Below are 19,399 nucleotides of genomic sequence, written 5' to 3' on the forward strand. Positions count from 1 at the left end.
ATTCCATTAACTGACCCCCACCTACTAGGAAAACGTTCCGAACTTAAGAACGTTGCCGGTCTCCAGCCCCCCTGCCGGTGCCCCGCGGAGGCGACACCCGTCGCAACCCGGCAAATCCGAAGCCTCTACCGAAGCCTGAGGAACAACCGACCAAGAGTGCCTCTACGCCGACGTGGGAGGCGCCGATGACGCAGCCGACGACGAGCTCGCCTGGTAGCCCCACTACACCGACATGCGCGAAGGCCTCGCCACCACGACCGAGTAGTACCGCAGCAACGAAGAGTGGTGGCGGGAGACGAAAGACGCCGTCGAGAATGAGTACGCGTCGCGAGGGCAATAGCTTTCTGTGGCCGTAGGATGAGCGTATGGCTGAGCTGGAGGCGTCGATAAGCGTGCCCATCGAGGGACTTGAAGTCCGCACCTTGACTGTCCACGGTGACAACCGCGGATGGTTCAAGGAAAATTGGGCCGGCGACCCCGCGATGCGTGTGGAGCAGAACAACGTCAGCTTCAACGCGCAGCGCGGGGCGACGCGCGGAATGCATGCGGAACCGTGGGACAAGTACGTCTCGGTGGCCACGGGGCGCGTCTACGGCGCGTGGGTTGACCTGCGCGAAGGCTCGCCGACGTACGGCGCGAAGTACGGGTGCGAAATCGGGCCGGACACCGCGGTCTTTGTGCCGCGCGGCGTGGCCAACGGCTTCCAAGCGCTCGAGGACGCTACGACGTACATTTACCTGTGCAACGCGCGCTGGAGCCCACACGCGCAATACGCGTTCTGCTCCTACCGCGAGATCGAGTGGCCGCTCGAGCCCACTGAAGTTTCAGCGAAGGATCTCGAGCATCCGATGCTTGCCGACGCCTCCCCCGTCCCCCCTCGCCGAGTGTTAGTGACCGGAGCGAACGGGCAGTTGGGCCGCGCGTTGCGCCCGTTGCTGCCCCACGGGGATTTCGTGGGCCACGACGAGTTCGATCTGACTTCTGATGTCTCGACGTTGATGCCCGCTCGGGATTGGACACAATACTCCGCGATCATCAACGCAGCGGCGTTCAACGACGTCAACGGCGCAGAAGGTGACGGCCGAAACGGGGCCTGGGCCGTCAACGCGCTGGGTCCAGCGAAGCTCGCGCAGATTGCGGGGCGCTACGGCTTGACACTGGTGAACGTGTCCACGGACTACGTCTTCGACGGGACTGTGGGGGTGCATACCGAGGACGAGGCACCCAGCCCGCTGTCCGTGTACGGCGCCTCCAAAGCCGCGGGTGAGGCCGCTACCGCCGCCTGCCCCCGGCACTACCTAGTGCGGACGTCCTGGGTGTTCGGCGACGGGGGTAACTTCATGACGACCATGGCGCGGCTCGCACGCGAAGACGCCAGCCCGCAGGTGGTCAGTGATCAGCGCGGGCGACCGACGTGGGCCGAAGACTTGGCACGAGGCATCGTGCACCTGCTTGATTCAGGCGCCGAGTACGGCGTGTACAACATCACCTCCGGCGGCGACACCGCCTCCCGTGACGAGATCGCCATGGCCGTCTTCATCGCCTGCGGCGGCGACCCTTCCTCCGTCCAGCCGGTCACGACCGCGCAATACCAAGAGGCCTTCGGGCCCGAGGCGCCCCGGCCGGCCGAGTCCACGCTGGCACTGGACAAGATTGAGGCGACCGGATTCAAGCCGACGAACTGGCGCGCGGCCCTGGCGATGTACCTGGGGTAGGGCCAGCTCTTTAGAACGCGTGCACTAACGATCAGTAGGGCGCTTGAGGAGCCTTTTCGCTGTTCGAATTCACCTTGCCGTTGGAACAGTCTTAGGTCGTTCACCATAGGATTTCGGGGAGATCCGAAGATTTCAAATCACCTTATCGAACATACGTGCGTTTTTCGTGGCTCGGTTGTCCACGCGAGGTTGTAAGTTATGTGGCAAAGACCAAGCACCATACAAAAAAGGGGGTGGCGAAGATGACCGAACGAGTTGGCGCAGATTCCTTGGCGGATGCCGTGGATGCCATCGCAGAAGCAATGGCTGACATTTCGCGCATCTTCGCTGACCCCCACGCTTTAGCCTTCGATGCTGTCCGCACCGACATGGAGCGCCTCGAAGAGATCCTCTCAGGCCAGAAGGCATATGCCGACGCTGCGTTTGCCTACCTGTGTGACCGTGACGGAGCTGGCCGAATTGTCGGCGCGAACCAGCCTGCCGCGTATCTGCGCGATGTTCTCGGTCTATCCCAGGCAGAGGCCATGGGGCGCCTACGCCGAGGAGAGGACCTCTTCGCCCCAGTCGAGGACACCACCCCCGACGACGAGTTCCTCTTCGCCGGCATCGACCCTGACTCCCCCGACGCGGACGAAGCAGCTGCGGCGGTAGCGGCAGCTGCGGAAGAGGCTCGTCGGAAAGCGGAAGAAGAGCGTGAGGCGAAGCGCCGGGCGAAAGAGGCTGCGCTGAAGGCGGCGAAGGAAAAGCAAGACATCATCAACCGCGAGCTGATGAATCTTCGCGACGACGCGGTTCCGGGGCGCCCGGTCATTCTCGCCAAAGCTCTCGACGAGGCTAACAGGCGCAGCCCAGAAGACCTGCGCAAATTTGTCCGCCGGCTCGTGGACAACGCCAACGCTGCCGGCCGGAAGAACAGCCCGGACAAGCCGCAATCGGACTTTGATGCGCGGAAACTCATCATGGGCAAGCCCGACAGCGCAGGCATGTGCCGGGTCACCATCGATCTTCCGGCCGGCGAAGCCGCGGTGCTCAAGGCGGCGCTGGACCTCGGGCGCGGCGGAATAGGCGACAAATCGGGCTCTTCCGAGCAGGAGCCAAAAGACACGCGCACGATGTCGCAGCGGCGCTTCGACCAATTCATGCACATCGTGACCAACTTCTCCGGAACCAAGGCTGGCTCGCAGGGCGGTATCGGCACTGTCGTCGTCGGCATGACCCTCGATGACCTGAACAACGCCGACCACACCACTAAGTTCATGACCAACACTGGGATCAGCCTGACCGCGTACGACATGCTCCGCCTCGGGTTCACAGGCACCGACTTCATCGCTCAGCTCGACTCGGTCACCGGCGTCCCCCTCTCGCTGGGGCGCACCCGCCTGGCAAGTGTCCACCAGCGCATCGCACTGCTGGCCATGCAGGGAGTATGCGCCTGGCACGGGTGCGACCGCCCGATGAGCGAGCTAGACATCCACCACATGGAGTCCTTCTTCGACGGCGGGCTGACAGACATCGAGAACCTCATCGCCCTGTGCCGCGAACACCACATGTGCAACAACGACCGCAGAGATGGCAGAGGTAACAAGGGTTACGTCGACCGCGACCCCGAAACCGGCCGGGTGGGGGTGATCCCCGCAGACGGCGGGCCGATGAGATTCAACGAAACCGTCGACGCCCACGAAAGCATCGGCCACAAACTCCGCAACCGACCAAAAGGGCACCACCCGCCACCGGGATCAACCCCCGGAGGCCCTCCTGACCCGGTGCTCTTCCCCGTAGCTTAATCGCCACCTATTCTCCCCTGCCCGCAGGCCGCCGAAGCGCAGAAATGCTGCCGGTTTGTCTGCGGGCTGGCACGCGTGGGCGTCGATAAGCACGGCGATGCGCGTGCGGTTGCGCGGGCGCGCACTAGACTCCACCTCTATGAAGGGCATCATCCTCGCGGGCGGATCGGGCACACGGTTGTACCCGATCACGAAGGGCATCTCGAAACAGCTCATGCCCATTTACGACAAGCCGATGATCTACTACCCGCTGTCCACGCTGATCAGCGCAGGTATTCGCGAGATCTTGGTGATCACCACGCCGGAAGACCGGGGCGCATTCGAGCGTTTGCTTGGCGACGGCTCCGCCTGGGGCCTCATGATCGACTACGCCGTCCAACCCTCCCCGGACGGGCTGGCGCAGGCGTTCATCATCGGTGAGGACTTCATCGGGGACGACTCGGTGGCTCTGGTCCTGGGCGACAACATCTTTGAAGGGGCCGAATTGACGCGGCTGATGGGCGACGCGTTCGACCCGGCCGGCGGAGCGATCTTCGCGTATGAGGTGTCCGACCCGGAACGCTACGGCGTGGTGAGCTTCGACGAGCACGGCACCGCGACCGCCATTGAGGAAAAGCCTGCCCAGCCGCAGTCCAACTACGCCGTGGTCGGCCTGTACTTCTACGACAATGACGTGGTCCGGATCGCGAAAACGATCGAGCCGAGCGAGCGCGGAGAGCTGGAAATCACCAGCGTCAACGATGCGTACCTGCAAAAGGGCGCGCTCAAGGTGCACCGCCTCCACCGCGGCGACGTGTGGTTGGACACCGGCACGATCGACTCGATGAGTGAAGCGAGCGCATACGTAGAAGTGATTCAGAAGCGCACCGGCACCGTCATCGGGTCGCCGGAGGTCGCGGCCTACCGCCAGGGCTTCATCGACGCGGCCGCGCTGGAAAGTCTTGCTCAGCCGATGTTGAAGTCGGGCTACGGCCAGTACTTGCTCGATGCGGCGCGGGAGTGATCCGACATGACCCATGAACAACCCAATGAACAGCCCGGCGCGGTCACGGTCTTGATGTCGGTGTACCGCAACACCACCGCCGACGAGCTCGCGCTGACGCTGGATAGTCTCGCGGCCCAGACGCGGCCGGCGGAGCGGATCCTGGTGGTCAAGGACGGCCCGGTGCCCCACGAGGTGGAGGACTTGCTGTCCGCGACGGCCGCGGTGGACACGGTAGCGCTGGAGCGCAACAGCGGACTCGGCGTCGCGTTGGCAGAGGGCTTCAAGCACATCGATACGGAATTCGTCGCACGGTTGGACTCCGACGACGCCGCGTTCCCGGAGCGCCTGGAGAAGCAACTGGCGTTCATGCGCGAGCACCCGGAGGTGGCGGTTCTGGGCACCGCGATGCAGGAGTTCGACGGCGAGCGCCCGGGCCCGTCAACCACTGGCGGGATCCGGCGTCTGCCGGAGACCCACGAGGAGATCGCCCGCTACGCCCGCATTAACTCCCCGATGAACCATCCGTCCGTGCTCATGCGCACCGAGGCGGTCCGACGCGTCGGCGGCTACCAGCCGATGCACAACATGGAGGATTACGACCTCTGGGCTCGCCTCATCGCGGCGGGTGAGAAACTCCACAATCTGCCGGAGCCGCTGACGTACTTCCGGGTGAATGACGCCCAGTTGAAGCGCCGCACGACCGCGGAAACGCGGAAGGCTGAACGCGAACTGCAGGCCAAACTTGTTCAGTACGGCCTGATCTCCCGCCCCCGCGCCGCCGTCAATCTAGCGGTGCGGAACCTCTACCGCGCACTGCCGTTGAGCACTATGAAAAGGGTTTATGCGGTCCTGTTCCACCGCGGACGGTAAGCGCGACTAGTCTGTCGGTCATGGCCCTCAATCCTTTGCGCAACGAGTTCGCAGACACGTGGCTGATCGTGCCGTGTTACAACGAGGGCCCTGTGATCAACCAGGTTTTGGCGAATGCGCTGCAGACGTTTCCCAATATCGTAGCGGTCAATGATGGCTCGGCCGATGATTCGGCAGTGCAGATCCACGCGGCCGGCGCGCACTTGGTGAATCACCCGGTCAATCTCGGGCAGGGTGCAGCGATTCAGACTGGGGTCGAGTACGCCAGAGCCCAGCCCGGCGCGCGCTTCTTTGTCACCTTTGACGCTGACGGCCAGCACCAGGTCAAAGACGTGGAGCGTATGGTGGGCCGGTTGCGGTCGGAGCCGGTGGATATCATCGTCGGCACGCGATTTGCGGGCGACCAGGAGAATTCGCAGGTGCCGCTGATCAAGCGCATCGTGTTGAAGACGGTGGTGTTCTTGTCGCCGCGGACCCGCAAGCTGGGGTTGAGCGACGCGCACAACGGGCTGCGGGCCTTCAACGCGAAGGTGGCGGCGGAGATGAACATCCGGATGAACGGGATGTCGCACGCGTCCGAGATCGTCGCGATGATGGATGAGCGCAAGTGGCGCGTCGCGGAGGAGCCGGTGGACATTCTGTACACGGAATACTCGATGTCGAAGGGCCAATCGCTGGTCAACGGTGTGAACATTCTTGCTGACGGGCTTGTGGCCAGGAGGCTGCCATGATCCAATTCATTCTGCTCATCGCGGCGGTGGTGCTCGCGGTGTACTTCTTCACTCAGCGCAAGAAGGCGTTCGCGAAGGCATGGGTGAAAGTCGGGTTCGCGCTGCTGGCAATCGCGGCCGTGTGGGCCATTCTGCGCCCTGACGATGTGACCATCCTGGCCAATTGGCTCGGGGTGGACCGCGGCACGGACTTGATGCTGTATGTCATGATCATCGCGTTTTTCTTCACCACGATGTCCACGTGGGTGCGGTTCCGCGAGCAGGAGCTGCGGTACGCACGGCTCGCACGCGCGGTCGCTCTCCAGAACGCGGTGCCGCCCATGCTTATCGACGCCCCAACCAACCCCTCCCAAACCCCTCCCCCAGGTAACTCCCGTGACGGTCTAGACTAAAGCTTCATGAGCTCTAGTAAGGACGAGTCCGAGAAGTCCACTACGAAGATCCCGCCCCTGATGTGGGCGTTCACGTTGGTGCTGGCCGTGGGGTCCGGTGTCGGCGGCTACATCATTGGTGAGCGCGAAGGCCAGCAGAATGCTGTGGATCAAATTGCCGAGCAGATCGGTGCCGATGGCTCTGGCGGCGCAGGCGCTGCGGGCGACGGTTCCGGCGAGGCCGAGGAGCCCCAAGTCAAGGAAGTTCCCGATAACGTCGAGCCGGGCACGGACTTCAGCCCGGCGAAGAAGCAGGACAACGGCTACTACGACGCCACGATTCACGGCCCGGGCTCCCCGGTGACGTCCCCCGAGGAGATCGCGAACACGGCTCGCCGCGACCCAGCGGATCCCATGTCTCAGGGCGCTCTCGACGCCCCGGTCGTCATCGCGGAGTTCACCGACTGGGAGTGCCCGTACTGCATCCGCCATGCGGCTGAGACGGAGCAGGAGCTGATCGACGAGTACGTCGATGCTGGACTGGTCCGTATCGAGTGGAATGACATGCCGACCCAGGGTCCGAATTCTGTGGCGGCCGCCAAGGCGGGCCGCGCCGCCGCTGAGCAGGGCATGTTCACCGAATACAAGAAGGCATACATGGCGGAGGCTGCCGAGCGCGGCGGCCACCCAGGCTTCACCATCGACGACTACGTCCGTTTCGCCGGCACGGCCGGGGTGCCGGACTTGGCGAAGTTCCGCGAGGACGCGGAGAGCGACAAATACGACGAAGCACTTGAGAAGTCACTTGAGTACGCCCAGGAATTGGGGATCACCGGCACGCCCGGCTTTGTGGTGAACACGGAGTTCATCGGCGGGGCGCTGCCGGTGCAGGAGTTCCGTTACGTGATCAACGGTGAGCTGAAGAAGGTCGCCGACAAGAACTAGCCGGCGACCCTGGCAGTGCGGAGAGTGCCGTAGGGGCTAGTAGCCCCTACGGATCCATTCCTCTAGGTGCGGGGCCTCCTCCCCCACCGTGGTGGCGTCGCCATGGCCGGTACGCACCACCGTCTCCGGCGGAAGATCCAGAACGGACTTCTGCAGCGACTCGATGATGGTGTCGAAGGACGAGAAGCTGCGTCCCGTTGCGCCCGGCCCGCCCTGGAACAGGGTATCGCCGGAGAACAGCTCGCCGGCCTCAGGTAGGTAGAGCACGATGGATCCCGGAGAGTGGCCGGGGGTGGACATGACGTGCAAGTCGGTGCCCGCCACAGAGAACACCGTGCCGTCTTCCAGCTCGAGGAATTTCTCCTCCGGGTTGGCGTCGTACCAGAGCATGTCGTCGCCGGGGTGGAGGTAGACGGGGGCGTCGACAAGCTTGCTCAGCAGCGGCGCGGCGTCGACGTGGTCGTTGTGGCCGTGCGTGGCAATGATGCCTTTGACCTTGCGGTCTCCCACGGCGGCGGCGATGGTTTCAGCGTCGTGGGCCGCGTCGATGATGTAGACTTCACTGTCGTCGCCGACGATCCAGACGTTGTTGTCCACCTCCCATTCGCCGCCGTCGAGCTTGAACAGGCCGGAGGTGACTACGTTTTCAATCTTCATGGGGGCTACTCCTTAAAACTCGACCACAGAGCGCAGCACGTCGCCCTGCTTCATCTTGGTGAATGCATCCTCGACGTCGTCCAGTCCGATGCGCTCGGAGACGAATTCGCCGAGCGGGAAGCGGCCGTTGAGGTGCAGGTCGACGTATGCCGGGAAGTCGCGCTCGGGCAGGCAGTCGCCGTACCAGGCGGGCTTGATGGAGCCGCCCCGCGAATACAAGTCGATTGCGGGGATGTCCACGTGGTCGGTTTGGTTGGGCACACCGACCATGACCATGCGGCCAGCAAGGTCGCGGGAGTAGAAGGCTTGGCGCCACGTCGGCTGGATACCCACCGCATCGATGGTCACGTCGGGGCCGAAGCCGCCGGTGAGCTCTCGGACTTTCTCGATCACGGCGTCTTCATCCATGCCTTCGGAGCAGATCGCGTGCGTTGCGCCGAAGCGCTCGGTCGCAGCGTCGCATTTGCGCTTATCGACGTCCACCGCCACGATCGTCGTCGCCCCCGCCAGGGCCGCGCCCGCCACGGCCGCCAGGCCCACGCCACCGAGTCCGAACACGGCGACGGATTCGCCTTGCTGGATCTCACCGGTGTTCACTGCTGCGCCGAGACCGGCCATGATGCCGCATCCGAGGAGGCCTGCAGCCGCCGGATCTTCGTCCGGGTTCACTTTGGTGCACTGCTTTTCGTGGACAAGGGTCTTTTCGGCAAAGGAGCCGATGCCGAGGGCGGCGGTGAGCTCGGTGCCGTCGGCAAGCGTCATGGGCCTAGACGCGTTGAATGTGTTGAAGCAGTTCTTGGTGTCGCCCTTGCGGCATGCGCGGCACTCGCCGCAGACGGCGCGCCAGTTGAGGACGACGAAGTCACCCGGCTCGACGTGGGTGACGGCCTCACCGACGGTTTCGACGACACCCGCGGTCTCGTGGCCGAGAAGGAAGGGGTAGGCGTCTTCGATGTCGCCGTCGCGGTAAGCCAGGTCGGTGTGGCAGACACCGGTGGCCTGCACTTGCACCACAACGTCGTGGGCGCCGGGGGCGGGGATCACAATGTCTGCGATCTCGACCTCGGCGCCTTTCTCACGGGCGATGACGCCCTTGACGGTCTGCTGGCTCTGTTCGTTTTGTTCGTCAGCTTGGGGGTCTGTAGAAGTCATGGCCCGAGCCTAGCGATCTTTGCGCTTAGCTTGCCGCGACGATTTCGCCCATGTGGCGGTGGCCCTGGTGGGTCGAGTGAATCGGAGCGTTGCCTGGGCCGGCGTAGAAGTCGATGAGACCAGCGAACTCGCGGTCCCCGTCGCGGGCGCACATGCCGTTCTTGGCGGTGCCCGGCTTGAGGTCGACGAACTGGGTGCCGGTGGCGCGGGCCAGGTCAACGTTCATCCACTGGGCGAGGTTTTCAAAGTCGCGGATCATCGGCATCGGGGTCGCGTCGTACATGTTCGGCCCAAGGTGGAACAGGCAGACGCGGTCGCCGCCGGTGATCGTGGGGTAGCCAATGAACTGGATCTTGGCGTTCGGCGCGGCGCGGCGGATCTTGTCCACCTGCGGGCGCATGAAGTCGACGTACTTGCGACGGACCTGCATCGGGTCTTCGCCCATATGGTTGTAGGTGTCGTTGAAGCCCACCTGGAGGACGACGCGGCGCGTGTTGCCGTCGAGGCCGCGCTCACGCACGGCGCGGTCGATCTGGGCGGTGATGTTCGGGCCCGGGGAGATACTCACGGCACCGGGGCAGGAAAAGTCGCGCGGCTGCAGGCCGAGCTTGCGCGCAGCGATCTTGCCGAAGTTCTGGTCGGAGGTCGGGCACCACCGGCCCGGGTTGGAAGAGCCGTTGGGGTGCAGGCCCATCCGGGCACCCAGGTACTCGATGGAGTGAGCGTCGGCGATCACGGAGTCGCCGAAGATCACCATGTTGCCCTGCTGCGCGTTGGCGTTAGGGGCAGCCATGATTCCCGCGCCCACGAGGACGGCGGCGATGAATGCAGTCACAGCTTGACGGGTACGGTTAAGCATTGTTCGTCGACTTTCTGCTGGTAGTGAGTTGTTCATCGGAAAGACCCCTGATGAGGCCCACAGGAGTGAGGTCGGTTCCGGGAGGGAAGATGTTACGTCCTAGCCTTGCAAACGCTTGCCACTGCCTGTCACTTCTATCACAATTGGATCTTTTGCACCGCCACTATAGATGACCCGGCAGTCCCAGATCTAAGAAGAAGCCTAGCGAAACACTTGTTCCTACAAAAGCGATAGCCTAATCAAGTGAGAATTCGCTGCCAGTAGCTTACGCACGCTTGTCCTAGCCTGCAGAAGGGAACCCCGGATGTCCAACCGAGTCAGCTACACCCCAATCCAGCAGGTCGGAGCGTTCTTGGATCTTGCCTCGCTGATCGTCCGTCGCGGCATTGTCGGCTTCAAGGGGCGGCCCAGGGGTCTTGATCCGCGGTTTCGGCGACATCCCACGCTGGGGCATCACAACCGCCCGCGAGGTAGAACAGGGTGCGCGCTGCTGTCCGCACCGCAACGCGCTTATCGACGACTCAGGGGTCCTGTCCTACCGCGATCTCCGCAACGGATCCCGCAAAGTCGCCCAGTGGCTACTGTTTCGGGAGCTACGAGCGTCGATAAGCTGCTGGTCAGCAACGAGAAACTGCCGCGCCTGCCTTTGATCCCCAAACAAGGCGACCTGGTGCTCATGTCGTCTGGCACGACCGGCATCCCGAAGGGGATCCTGCGCAACGAGCCGAAGGTCCCTTATGTTCTCACCGGCTTGTTGTCGGCGGTGCCGTGGTATTCGAACCAGACGGTGCTGCAATCGGCGTCGGTGTTCCACACGTGGGGCTGGTCGACACTCAACGTGGCGCTGGGGTCGCGTTCGACGATTGTCACGAAGCGCGAGTTCGACCCGGCGAAAACGATGCAGCAAATCCAGGACTTCAAGGTCGACGGGCTGATTTCATCCCCGATCTTCTACAAACAGATGCTCGACTTGCCGAACAGCGACGACTATGACACGTCCTCCCTGAAGTGGATCGCCTCCTCCGGCAACGCGCTGACGCCCGATGTGGTCCAGCGCGTGCACAAACGTTTCGGCCCGATTCTGGCCAACATCTACGGCTCGACTGAACTGTCGCTGACCGCCGTGGCCACCGCCGAGGAGGTCGCGGAGCACCCGACAGCGGCGGGGCGAGTGGTGCCAGGAAGCGTAGTCAAGCTTTTCGACGACGACGGCAACGAAGTCCCCCAAGGCCAACCGGGCCGCATCTTCCTCAACAACGAGACTGCCCTGAAGAGGTACTCCAACCCGAACACGCCGATCGTGATGATCGGCAAGCTCATCGAGATGGGCGACCGCGGATACTTCGATGAGAAAGGCCGCCTCCACGTCTTGGGCCGCAACGACGACATGATCATCATTGGCGGCGAGAACGTCCACCCGCAGTCGGTGACGGAGACCCTCGAGCCGATGCCGGGTGTCGCCGACGTGTACGCCGGCGGCGTCGACGACGAAGAAACCTTCAAGCGCGTCGCCGTGTGGGTCGTGCGTTCCGACGATGACCACGGCCGCTCCCTGACCGCCGACGCCGTCCGCGACTGGGTGCGCGACAAGCTCGCCCACCACTCCATCCCCCGTGACGTGAACTTCGTCGACTCTCTGCCCCGCAACCCGACGGGCAAGGTCGTGGCGCGCTTCCTGCCGGAGTCCCGCCGCGACGATTAAGCGCGCGTATAGTTAGCTCCGTTTCCAGCCCGCTCATTACGGTTACGAACGGAGCTTTCGTCATGGCCCACTTTTCTGCCCGCCAACTCAAGCACTTCATGCGATTCTGGCCGCCGCTGCTCGGCGCCGGCATCAAAATCGAAGAATTCACCGACGACGGCACCCAGGTCATTGTCTCCCACAAGCCCAACATGCTGACCAAGAACGCGATGGGCGTGGCCTTCGGCGGCACCATGTCCGCAATGACGGACCCGTTCTACATGCTCGCCTCCATGCACCGCCTGGGCAAGGACTACAAAATCTGGGACACCGGCGGAGAGATCAGATTCCTCAAACCCGGCCGCGGCAAGATCACTGCCGACATGCGCATCCCCGAGGAAACCTACGCGTTGATCAAAGAGAAAACGGCCGGCGGCGACAAGTACCTCCACTGGTTCGAAGTGGACATCACCGATGAGGAAGGCGACGTGGTCGCGCACGTGCGCCGCCAGGTGTACTACCGCCTGAACCAGAAGAAGGACGCAGCCGCAGCCGAGGCAACCTCCTCGGATAAGGCCGACTAAGACCAGCGCTACAAACACTGAGACCCCAGCTAGACATTGTGATCTAGCTGGGGTTTGTTGGAGCCGCCTGCGAGAATCGAACTCGCGACCTTCTCATTACGAGTGAGATGCTCTGCCGACTGAGCTAAGGCGGCGGGGACTTTTAAAGGTCCGAACCGATAGCATAATCGACGCGCACCCCCGCACAAAACTGCAGTTCAGCGGCGGTGTGGGGACTTTAGCTCACTCCGCACGCGATGCGGATGCGGCCGAGCATGCCGTTGAAGGCGATGACGGGCATGACGTTCTGGTGCAGGCGCGCGCGGCATTCGGCCACGGCGTCGAGGCACTCCGTGATGCCCGCCAGGTCGGCGTGGTTGGCAATCTCTGTGGACAGCCCTTCGAAGTCGGGGTGCACCAGGGGCACTCCTCCCCCGCTGCTGGTGATCATCGCGTCGCGGTAGATCCCGGCGAGGTCCACCAGGGTGAGGTCGAGCACGTCGCGCAGGCGACGGGTACCGCGCGCCTTTTGCGCAGCTTCGAGCTCTTTGAGCGAGGACGCCGTGCCGCGCAGCGCCTTCGCCGCGCCTTTGCCTTTCGCACCCATGCCGAGGGCGTTTTCGAGCCGCTTGCGCTCCTCCTCGTCGGACGAGGCATACGCGTCCTTGGCTTCCGCGTCTGCGGACTTCACCAACGCCGCCACACCTTGGAAGGCCTGGTCGCCGTGCAAGACGAGTTCGGCGATGTTGATAGCGGCCGCCCGGCGCTTCTGCGACGCATCCGAGTTGACCAGGCGGCGCGCCCGGCCGATGTGCCGCAGTGACGTGACGGCGGCCAGCCGCGCGTCGGACTCCGCTGCGCCTTCTTCAGAAACCAGGATGCGCACGATCTCGTCGACGGACGGGGCGGGCACGTACAGGTGGCGGCAGCGCGACCGCAGGGTCACGGAGAAATCCTGCGGGTCGGTGGACGGGGCGCACATGATGATGACGGTGGTTTCCGGCGGCTCCTCCACCGTCTTCAGGATGGCCTCGGGGGCCTCACGGGAGAAGCGGTCGGCGTCTTCGATGATGATGACGCGCCAGTTCGCGACCGTCGGTAAGCGTGTCGCTGCAGGAATGATCGTGTCGCGCACCATGTCGATGCTGATGGTCATGCCCTCCGGCACGATGTGCACCACGTCCGTGTGGGCGCCGGCGAAGACGTCCCGGCAGGCTTGGCAGTGTCCGCAACCGAGTGCGTCCGCGGGCGATTCGCACACGAGCGCCGCTGCGAACGCCACAGCCGCTGTCGATCGTCCTGCCCCCGGCGGGCCAGTGAACAACCAGGAGTGCGTCATCGCGTGCGGGTCAGCGCCGGGCACCCCGCGTGCAGCCGCCGCGGCGCCGAGGATGGTCGCACGGACCGACGGGGTCCCCGCCAGCCTCTCCGGAACGCTCAGCTCACTCACGCTCACCAGCCTACAACCCCTCCCGAACACCACCCTGGGCCCGCTCCGCGATGGCTTGTCCACTCTTCACCTACCCCCGACGTAGAGTAGGTGAACGTGGAAAGAATCTGGCGCGGCGTGAAGTGGCTCATGGGCACACCATGGCCTCTGTATGCTTCCGTGCTGCTGTTCACCAACGTGGTCAGCGCGATCGCGATCATGTTCTTCGTCCGTTACCTCATTCCGATGCAGGGCACGGAGTATTTGGCGGATGTTGCGAATGTCTTTGGGCCGCTGGCGGTCGTTTATCTTGTCATCGCCGTGATCTTCGGCGGCATTGTCTCCTACATGCTGTTTCGACCGGTCCTGCTGTATGAGCGGCGCCCCGACGATTTCGACGCCCACAGCGTCTACCGCCTTGTACTCCGGATTCCGGTGCTGCAGACACTCGTGGTCGGGGTGATTTGGCTCCTCGGCATCATCATTGCCACCACAGCCACGGCGCTTTACGACGGCTCCTTAGCCCTCGTCATCGCCATCTCCACCCTCATGGCGGGCCTGGTCACCTGCGTGCTCACCTTCGTTCAGGCGGAGCGCCTCGTGCGCCCCGTGGCGGCGTCGACCTTGGCGCGGCAACACGAGGACTCCACTCTGGAACCTCCGATCAAGCAGCGTCTGTATATGACCTGGTTCATGACTTCGGGCGTGCCGCTGCTGGGCATTCTGTTCCTGTTGGCCGCCCAGTACTACGGGTTCTTCGAAGACACCCCCGGTGAGCTGTTGCCGTCGGTAAGTGCCCTGGCGGGCACCGCGATCTTCACCGGCATGGCGGGCACCGCGTTCGCCGTCATGAACGTCGTCGACCCGATCAAGGAGCTCCAGCAGGCGATCAACCGAGTGCGCCGCGGTGAGACGGACACGCAGGTGCCTATTTACGACGGCTCCGAGCTCGGCGTCCTGCAAGCCGGCTTCAACGAAATGATGCGCGGGCTCAACGAGCGTGAGCGCGTCCGCGACATCTTCGGCCAGTACGTCGGCTCCGAGGTGGCCCAGAAGGCCCTCGAGGAGAAGCCGGAGCTCGGTGGCGAGGACCGCAAGGTCGCCGTCGTGTTCGTCGACGTCATTGGTTCGACGAACTTCGCCGTCAACCACTCCCCTAAAGAGGTCGTGGAGGCCCTCAACGCCTTCTTCGAGATCGTCGTGGACGTGGTGCACCGCAACAAGGGCGTGATCAACAAATTCCAGGGTGACGCGGCCCTGGCTGTCTTCGGTGCGCCGCTGGCGGTGACAGACTCGGCCTCCCACGCCCTCCAGGCTGCTCGCGAGCTGCGCCATGAGCTGCGCGGCCTCGAGCTCGAAGCCGGTATTGGTGTTGCGAGCGGCCACGTCGTCGCCGGGCATATCGGCGGCCAGGACCGCTTCGAATACACCGTCATTGGTGACGCCGTGAATACCGCCGCCCGTCTCACCGAGGTGGCCAAGGACACGCCGGGCCGCGTGCTCACCAACGCCTCGACGCTGAAAAGCGCCAACGAGATCGAGCAGGCGCGCTGGACCGTGATGAAGTCGATCGAGCTGCGCGGCCGCAACAAGATGACGCAGCTCGCCCGCCCGGTGCGCGCGACGATGGCGGACAGCGCCTAGCCGCGCCTCGCACTCGGCGAGGGTGCGGCCGCGCCTTACACACGCCAGCCCCGCGCTATTTCTTGCGCGTGCCCGCCTTCACCACACGCTTGGTGGTCTGCTTCGGCTTCTTCGCAGCCTTCTTGGTGGCCTTCTTTTTGGAGGCCTTCTTCTTCGTGGCTTTCTTCGCTCCGCCGCCGGCAGCGTCCTCGGCTTCGCGGGCGCGCCGGGCCGAGAGCAGTTCGTTGGCGCGGGCGTCCGTCATGGCTTCGGGGGTGTCGCCGCGCTGGAGGGAGGCGTTGGTTTCCCCGTCGGTCACGTAGGGGCCGAAGCGGCCGTCCTTGACGGTCATGGGCTTGCCGGAGACGTCGTTGTCGCCAAGCGCCTTCAGCGGCGGCTGAGCGGCGGCGCGGCCGCGGCGCTTCGGTTCGGCGTAGATGCGGCGGGCCTCATCCAGCGTCACGGTGAAGATCTGGTCCTCGTTGGCCAGCGAGCGAGAGTCGTTGCCCTTCTTCAGGTACGGGCCATAACGGCCGTTCTGGGCGGTGATCATCTCACCGTCGGAGGGGTCCTCGCCGACTTCGCGGGGCAGGGAGAGGAGCTTCAGAGCGTCGTCAAGCGTCACCGTCGACGGTTCCATGGAGGAGAACAGGGAGGCGGTGGCGGGTTTGAGTTGCTCGTCGACAAGCTGCTCGGTGCGCTTGACTCGCGCTGCTTCCGCGGTCTTCGTCTCCCAGTTCTTCGCGCGCTTGCCCTCGGCCGCGCGCTGGGCGTCTTCCTCGGCGCGCTCGGCGGCGATGACCTCTTGGGCGTGGGCTTCGGCGGTGGCACGCTCGTCATCACGGACAAGCTCGGTGACGTAGGGGCCGTAGCGGCCTTCCTTGGCCACGATCATGCGGCCGGTGTCGGGGTTCTGCCCCAGCTCGCGGCCGGTCGGCGGGGTGGCAAAGAGCTTTTCCGCCATCTCTTGGGTGACTTCGTCCGGAGTCGTGGATTCGGGCAGGTTGGCGCGCTGGAACTCCGGCTCGCCGTCGCTTCCCACGCCGACCTGGCGCTCCAAGTACGGCCCGTAGCGGCCAACGCGGACGTAGACGGGACGGTCTTCCTCGTCGCGGAAGAGCTCGAGGGAGTTGACCTTGCGGGCGTCGATCGCCTCGAGGTTGGCCTCGATGATGTGCTTCAGGCCGCCGCGGCGCGCCACAGCCTCGGCGGTGGTGTCGGAGGCCTCGGCGTCGCCGAAGTAGAAGCCGGTGAGCCACTCGGTGCGGTTCTCGGTGCCTTGGGCGATCTCGTCGAGCTCGTCCTCCATCGAGGAGGTGAACTCGTAATCCACGAGCGCGTCGAAGTTCTGCTCCATGAGCCCCACCACGGAGAACGCGACCCAGGTGGGCACCAGCGCGTTGCCGCGGGTAGCCACGTAACCGCGGTCCTGGATGGTCTTGATGATGGACGCGTACGTCGACGGGCGACCGATGCCCAGGTCCTCCATCTTCTTCACCAGCGACGCTTCTGTGTAGCGCGCCGGCGGGTTGGTGGAGTGGCCGTCAGCTGTGACCTCGCGGGCGGTCAGCGCGTCGCCTTCAGACAGCTGCGGCAGGTGCTTTTCCTTGTTGTCCTGCGTGTCGGAGTAGGCGCGCAGCCAGCCGGGGAAGGTGATCGTGCGGCCGGAGGCGGTCAGCTCGACGTCGGTGCCGTCGGCAGCGTGACCTGCGACAACGACGGTCATAGTGGTACCGCGGGAGTCTTCCATCTGGGAGGCGACGGTGCGCTGCCAGATCAGCTCGTACAGCTTGAACTCCTCGGCGTCGAGGGCGCTCGCGAGCTCACCGGGAGTGGCAAAGCGCTCGCCGGCGGGGCGGATCGCTTCGTGCGCCTCCTGCGAGTTCTTCACTTTGCGGTCGTAGCGGCGCGGCTGATCGGTCACGTAGTTCGACCCGTACAGCTCGCGAGCAGCGTTGCGTGCGGCATCGAGCCCCTGCTTCGACAGCGATGTGGAGTCCGTACGCATATACGTGATGTGACCGTTTTCGTACAGGCGCTGCGCGATGCGCATGGTGCGCGCCGATGTGAAGTGCAGCTTCGCACCCGCGGCCTGCTGCAGCGTCGACGTCATGAACGGGGCGTACGGCCGGCGGGAGTACGGCTTCGACTCCACGCTGGCAACCGTCAGGTCTTGGCCGGTCAAACCTTCAGCGAGCGTTTCCGCGCGCTGCTTATCGACGACAACTACCGCATCATTTTTCAACCCACCTCGGTCATTGAAATCACGACCCTGGGCGATCTTCGTCCCGTTGATGGTGGACAGTTTCGCGTCGAAGTCGTCCGGGTTGGCGGCCCCGCCGCTGCCCGCGTTCAAGGTGGCGGTCACGTCCCAGTATTCGGCGGAGACGAAAGCCATGCGCTCGCGTTCACGTTCGACAATTACGCGGGTGGCCACTGACTGCACACGGCCCGCCGACAGGCGCGGCATGACCTTCTTCCACAGCACGGGCGAGACCTCGTAGCCGTAGAGACGGTCGAGGATGCGGCGGGTTTCCTGCGCGTCGACGAGGTCCATGTCCAGCTCGCGGGTGTTCTCTGCGGCCTCGCGGATGGCGGATTCGGTGATCTCGTTGAACACCATGCGCTCTACTGGAACCTTCGGCTTGAGCACCTCGAGCAGGTGCCAGGCAATGGCCTCACCCTCACGGTCCGGGTCTGTTGCCAGCAACAGTTTGTCGGAGCGCTTCAGCTTGTCTTTGAGGTCCGTGACCTTTTTCTTCTTGTCGGGGCTGACCACGTAGATCGGCTGGAAGCCGTCCTCGGGGTTCACTCCGAGCTTGGCCCACGTTTCCTTCTTGTACTTGGCGGGAATGTCAGCGGCGCGGCCGGGCAGGTCGCGGATGTGGCCCACAGATGCTTCAACGAAGTAGTTGTCGCCCAAGTATTTTTGGATCTTCTTCGCCTTGGTCTGTGACTCCACAATGACCAGTGTTTTGCCGTTATCCGTCACGCCGGGTGACTCCTTAAACCTCTCGAGCTGATTCTCTATGACAACTACCACGGAATATAAGGTCTTTGTGACTGATCATGAAAACTTCCCTGAATAAGTTCCACGCGAAGTACACTTTCCTGACATGGCTGAGATGATCGATTCGCTGATCCAATTCTTGGAGCAGTTGATGACCATGCCTATCTTCTATCCGCTGCTAGGCCTGCTCATCACTGTCGACGCTCTGTGCCCGCTCGTCCCCAGCGAAACCGTCCTCAACTTGGCGGGCGCCTTCTCCGCCTCCCAGGGTGTGCCGGACGTCAAATGGGTCATCGGGGCCGCCATGATCGGCGCGCTGATCGGCGACAACCTGTGCTTCATGCTGGGTGGGAAACTGATCCACTTTGTCAACCGCCTGGACCCAGACTCGAACGCCGGCCGCGCCATCGAATGGGTGCGGGACAATATGAACCAGCACGGTCCTGTCACCATCATCGTGGCACGGTTCATCCCGTGGGCGCGGTGGGTGGCCACGATTCTGCTGGGCTCGGTGCGCTTCAGCTGGTTCAAGTTCTTCTTGTACGACACCATCGGCGTGGTGCTGTGGGTCTTCATCGGCGTTGGCGTGGGGTACCTCGGCGGCACGATCCTGTCGGACTTCCCGCTGCTGGCCATGATCGTCGGTGTGATCCTCGGCTCGCTGGTTGGCCTGGGCATTCAGCGGCTGCAGTCGCATCTGTTGGACTGGCGCGATGTCCGACGCGGTGTCTCAGTGATCTAAGAGGCCCGCACACGCAAAAACGGCGCCCGAGTGGGGCGCCGTTTTTTGACCGTCGACAAGCGTTAAAGCGCGCGGACCTGCTGTGCCTGCGGACCCTTGGTGCCTTCGCCGATCTCGAACTCGACCTGCTGGTTCTCTTCGAGGGTGCGGAAGCCGCTGCCCTGGATCTCGGAGTAGTGGACAAAGACGTCAGAAGAGCCGTCATCAGGGGCGATGAAGCCGAAGCCCTTTTCGGCGTTGAACCATTTCACAGTTCCTGTTGCCATTGTGGTTAACCTTTCG

The 19,399-nt window shown here is 63.8% G+C and carries 17 protein-coding genes and 1 tRNA gene; 11 read left to right on the forward strand and 7 right to left on the reverse strand.

Features of this window, described 5'->3' with window-relative positions; translation table 11 throughout:
• Nucleotides 1-365: 365 nt before the first annotated feature.
• From KBX07_RS04145 to KBX07_RS04175, 7 genes are all read left to right on the forward strand, one after another.
• Nucleotides 366-1,715 (forward strand): sugar nucleotide-binding protein, encoded by a 1,350-nt coding sequence (locus tag KBX07_RS04145; RefSeq protein ID WP_256023123.1) that lies wholly within the window; start codon nucleotides 366-368, stop codon nucleotides 1,713-1,715.
• A gap of 242 nt (nucleotides 1,716-1,957) precedes the next feature.
• Nucleotides 1,958-3,499 (forward strand): HNH endonuclease signature motif containing protein, encoded by a 1,542-nt coding sequence (locus tag KBX07_RS04150; protein WP_005287097.1) that lies wholly within the window; start codon nucleotides 1,958-1,960, stop codon nucleotides 3,497-3,499.
• 139 nt (nucleotides 3,500-3,638) lie between these two features.
• Nucleotides 3,639-4,502, forward strand: a complete 864-nt coding sequence (gene rfbA, locus KBX07_RS04155) for a glucose-1-phosphate thymidylyltransferase RfbA (RefSeq protein ID WP_256023125.1) — start codon at nucleotides 3,639-3,641, stop codon at nucleotides 4,500-4,502.
• A 6-nt stretch (nucleotides 4,503-4,508) separates the two neighbouring features.
• Nucleotides 4,509-5,354 (forward strand): glycosyltransferase, encoded by an 846-nt coding sequence (locus tag KBX07_RS04160; RefSeq protein ID WP_256023127.1) that lies wholly within the window; start codon nucleotides 4,509-4,511, stop codon nucleotides 5,352-5,354.
• 20 nt (nucleotides 5,355-5,374) lie between these two features.
• Complete coding sequence (locus tag KBX07_RS04165) at nucleotides 5,375-6,085, forward strand: glycosyltransferase family 2 protein (RefSeq protein WP_255996033.1); 711 nt, start codon at nucleotides 5,375-5,377, stop codon at nucleotides 6,083-6,085.
• Nucleotides 6,082-6,477 (forward strand): DUF2304 domain-containing protein, encoded by a 396-nt coding sequence (locus KBX07_RS04170; protein WP_256002162.1) that lies wholly within the window; start codon nucleotides 6,082-6,084, stop codon nucleotides 6,475-6,477. Before KBX07_RS04165 ends, KBX07_RS04170 begins: the two co-directional genes overlap by 4 nt.
• 6 nt (nucleotides 6,478-6,483) lie before the next feature.
• A complete protein-coding gene (locus KBX07_RS04175) occupies nucleotides 6,484-7,401 on the forward strand; it encodes a thioredoxin domain-containing protein (protein WP_256023128.1) in 918 nt (305 codons plus the stop codon).
• A gap of 36 nt (nucleotides 7,402-7,437) precedes the next feature.
• Here the strand turns inward: KBX07_RS04175 and KBX07_RS04180 are convergent, their stop codons facing one another.
• Genes KBX07_RS04180 through KBX07_RS04190 form a run of 3 tightly spaced genes read right to left on the reverse strand, consistent with a single transcriptional unit; the run spans nucleotide 7,438 to nucleotide 10,069 of the window.
• A complete protein-coding gene (locus KBX07_RS04180) occupies nucleotides 7,438-8,058 on the reverse strand; it encodes an MBL fold metallo-hydrolase (protein WP_256023130.1) in 621 nt (206 codons plus the stop codon).
• A gap of 12 nt (nucleotides 8,059-8,070) precedes the next feature.
• Entirely contained in the window at nucleotides 8,071-9,210 is a 1,140-nt protein-coding gene (locus KBX07_RS04185; protein ID WP_256023131.1) for an S-(hydroxymethyl)mycothiol dehydrogenase, read from the reverse strand.
• Between the two features lie 25 nt (nucleotides 9,211-9,235).
• Nucleotides 9,236-10,069 (reverse strand): GDSL-type esterase/lipase family protein, encoded by an 834-nt coding sequence (locus tag KBX07_RS04190; RefSeq protein WP_256023133.1) that lies wholly within the window; start codon nucleotides 10,067-10,069, stop codon nucleotides 9,236-9,238.
• A gap of 574 nt (nucleotides 10,070-10,643) precedes the next feature.
• Here KBX07_RS04190 and KBX07_RS04195 point away from each other — a divergent pair.
• Nucleotides 10,644-11,771: an AMP-binding protein gene (locus KBX07_RS04195; RefSeq protein WP_255996021.1), complete on the forward strand. Its 1,128-nt coding sequence runs from the start codon at nucleotides 10,644-10,646 to the stop codon at nucleotides 11,769-11,771.
• Between the two features lie 62 nt (nucleotides 11,772-11,833).
• Nucleotides 11,834-12,334 (forward strand): DUF4442 domain-containing protein, encoded by a 501-nt coding sequence (locus KBX07_RS04200; RefSeq protein WP_256023135.1) that lies wholly within the window; start codon nucleotides 11,834-11,836, stop codon nucleotides 12,332-12,334.
• 58 nt (nucleotides 12,335-12,392) lie between these two features.
• On the opposite strand, the gene KBX07_RS04205 is transcribed toward KBX07_RS04200, so the two are convergent.
• Both KBX07_RS04205 and KBX07_RS04210 read right to left on the reverse strand, forming a co-directional pair.
• A tRNA-Thr gene (locus KBX07_RS04205) sits at nucleotides 12,393-12,468 on the reverse strand.
• Nucleotides 12,469-12,551: 83 nt separating this feature from the next.
• On the reverse strand, nucleotides 12,552-13,763 hold the full coding sequence (locus tag KBX07_RS04210) for a DNA polymerase III subunit delta' (protein ID WP_256023137.1): 1,212 nt from the start codon (nucleotides 13,761-13,763) through the stop codon (nucleotides 12,552-12,554).
• Between the two features lie 96 nt (nucleotides 13,764-13,859).
• Here KBX07_RS04210 and KBX07_RS04215 point away from each other — a divergent pair, with 96 nt between their 5' ends.
• Nucleotides 13,860-15,386: an adenylate/guanylate cyclase domain-containing protein gene (locus KBX07_RS04215; RefSeq protein ID WP_256023138.1), complete on the forward strand. Its 1,527-nt coding sequence runs from the start codon at nucleotides 13,860-13,862 to the stop codon at nucleotides 15,384-15,386.
• A 55-nt stretch (nucleotides 15,387-15,441) separates the two neighbouring features.
• On the opposite strand, the gene topA is transcribed toward KBX07_RS04215, so the two are convergent.
• Nucleotides 15,442-18,357, reverse strand: coding sequence for a type I DNA topoisomerase (gene topA, locus KBX07_RS04220; protein ID WP_256023140.1), 2,916 nt, complete (start codon nucleotides 18,355-18,357; stop codon nucleotides 15,442-15,444).
• 124 nt (nucleotides 18,358-18,481) lie between these two features.
• On the opposite strand from topA, the gene KBX07_RS04225 reads away from it, so the two are divergent.
• The gene (locus tag KBX07_RS04225) at nucleotides 18,482-19,117 is read left to right on the forward strand and encodes a DedA family protein (protein WP_370687267.1); all 636 of its coding nucleotides are present in this window, start codon (nucleotides 18,482-18,484) and stop codon (nucleotides 19,115-19,117) included.
• A 62-nt stretch (nucleotides 19,118-19,179) separates the two neighbouring features.
• Here the strand turns inward: KBX07_RS04225 and KBX07_RS04230 are convergent, their stop codons facing one another.
• Nucleotides 19,180-19,383, reverse strand: coding sequence for a cold-shock protein (locus KBX07_RS04230; protein ID WP_256002147.1), 204 nt, complete (start codon nucleotides 19,381-19,383; stop codon nucleotides 19,180-19,182).
• Nucleotides 19,384-19,399: the final 16 nt, after the last annotated feature.

The sequence above is a fragment of the Corynebacterium sp. CCUG 70398 genome (assembly GCF_024454055.1).
Classification (GTDB): Bacteria; Actinomycetota; Actinomycetes; order Mycobacteriales; family Mycobacteriaceae; genus Corynebacterium; species Corynebacterium genitalium.

Coding starts and splice junctions, on each gene's coding strand:
- KBX07_RS04145 (WP_256023123.1), top strand. CDS start 366: ATGGCTGAGCTGGAGGCGTCGATAAGCGTGCCCATCGAGGGACTTGAA.
- KBX07_RS04150 (WP_005287097.1), top strand. CDS start 1,958: ATGACCGAACGAGTTGGCGCAGATTCCTTGGCGGATGCCGTGGATGCC.
- rfbA (WP_256023125.1), top strand. CDS start 3,639: ATGAAGGGCATCATCCTCGCGGGCGGATCGGGCACACGGTTGTACCCG.
- KBX07_RS04160 (WP_256023127.1), top strand. CDS start 4,509: ATGACCCATGAACAACCCAATGAACAGCCCGGCGCGGTCACGGTCTTG.
- KBX07_RS04165 (WP_255996033.1), top strand. CDS start 5,375: ATGGCCCTCAATCCTTTGCGCAACGAGTTCGCAGACACGTGGCTGATC.
- KBX07_RS04170 (WP_256002162.1), top strand. CDS start 6,082: ATGATCCAATTCATTCTGCTCATCGCGGCGGTGGTGCTCGCGGTGTAC.
- KBX07_RS04175 (WP_256023128.1), top strand. CDS start 6,484: ATGAGCTCTAGTAAGGACGAGTCCGAGAAGTCCACTACGAAGATCCCG.
- KBX07_RS04180 (WP_256023130.1), bottom strand. CDS start 8,058: ATGAAGATTGAAAACGTAGTCACCTCCGGCCTGTTCAAGCTCGACGGC.
- KBX07_RS04185 (WP_256023131.1), bottom strand. CDS start 9,210: ATGACTTCTACAGACCCCCAAGCTGACGAACAAAACGAACAGAGCCAG.
- KBX07_RS04190 (WP_256023133.1), bottom strand. CDS start 10,069: ATGCTTAACCGTACCCGTCAAGCTGTGACTGCATTCATCGCCGCCGTC.
- KBX07_RS04200 (WP_256023135.1), top strand. CDS start 11,834: ATGGCCCACTTTTCTGCCCGCCAACTCAAGCACTTCATGCGATTCTGG.
- KBX07_RS04225 (WP_370687267.1), top strand. CDS start 18,482: ATGGCTGAGATGATCGATTCGCTGATCCAATTCTTGGAGCAGTTGATG.
- KBX07_RS04230 (WP_256002147.1), bottom strand. CDS start 19,383: ATGGCAACAGGAACTGTGAAATGGTTCAACGCCGAAAAGGGCTTCGGC.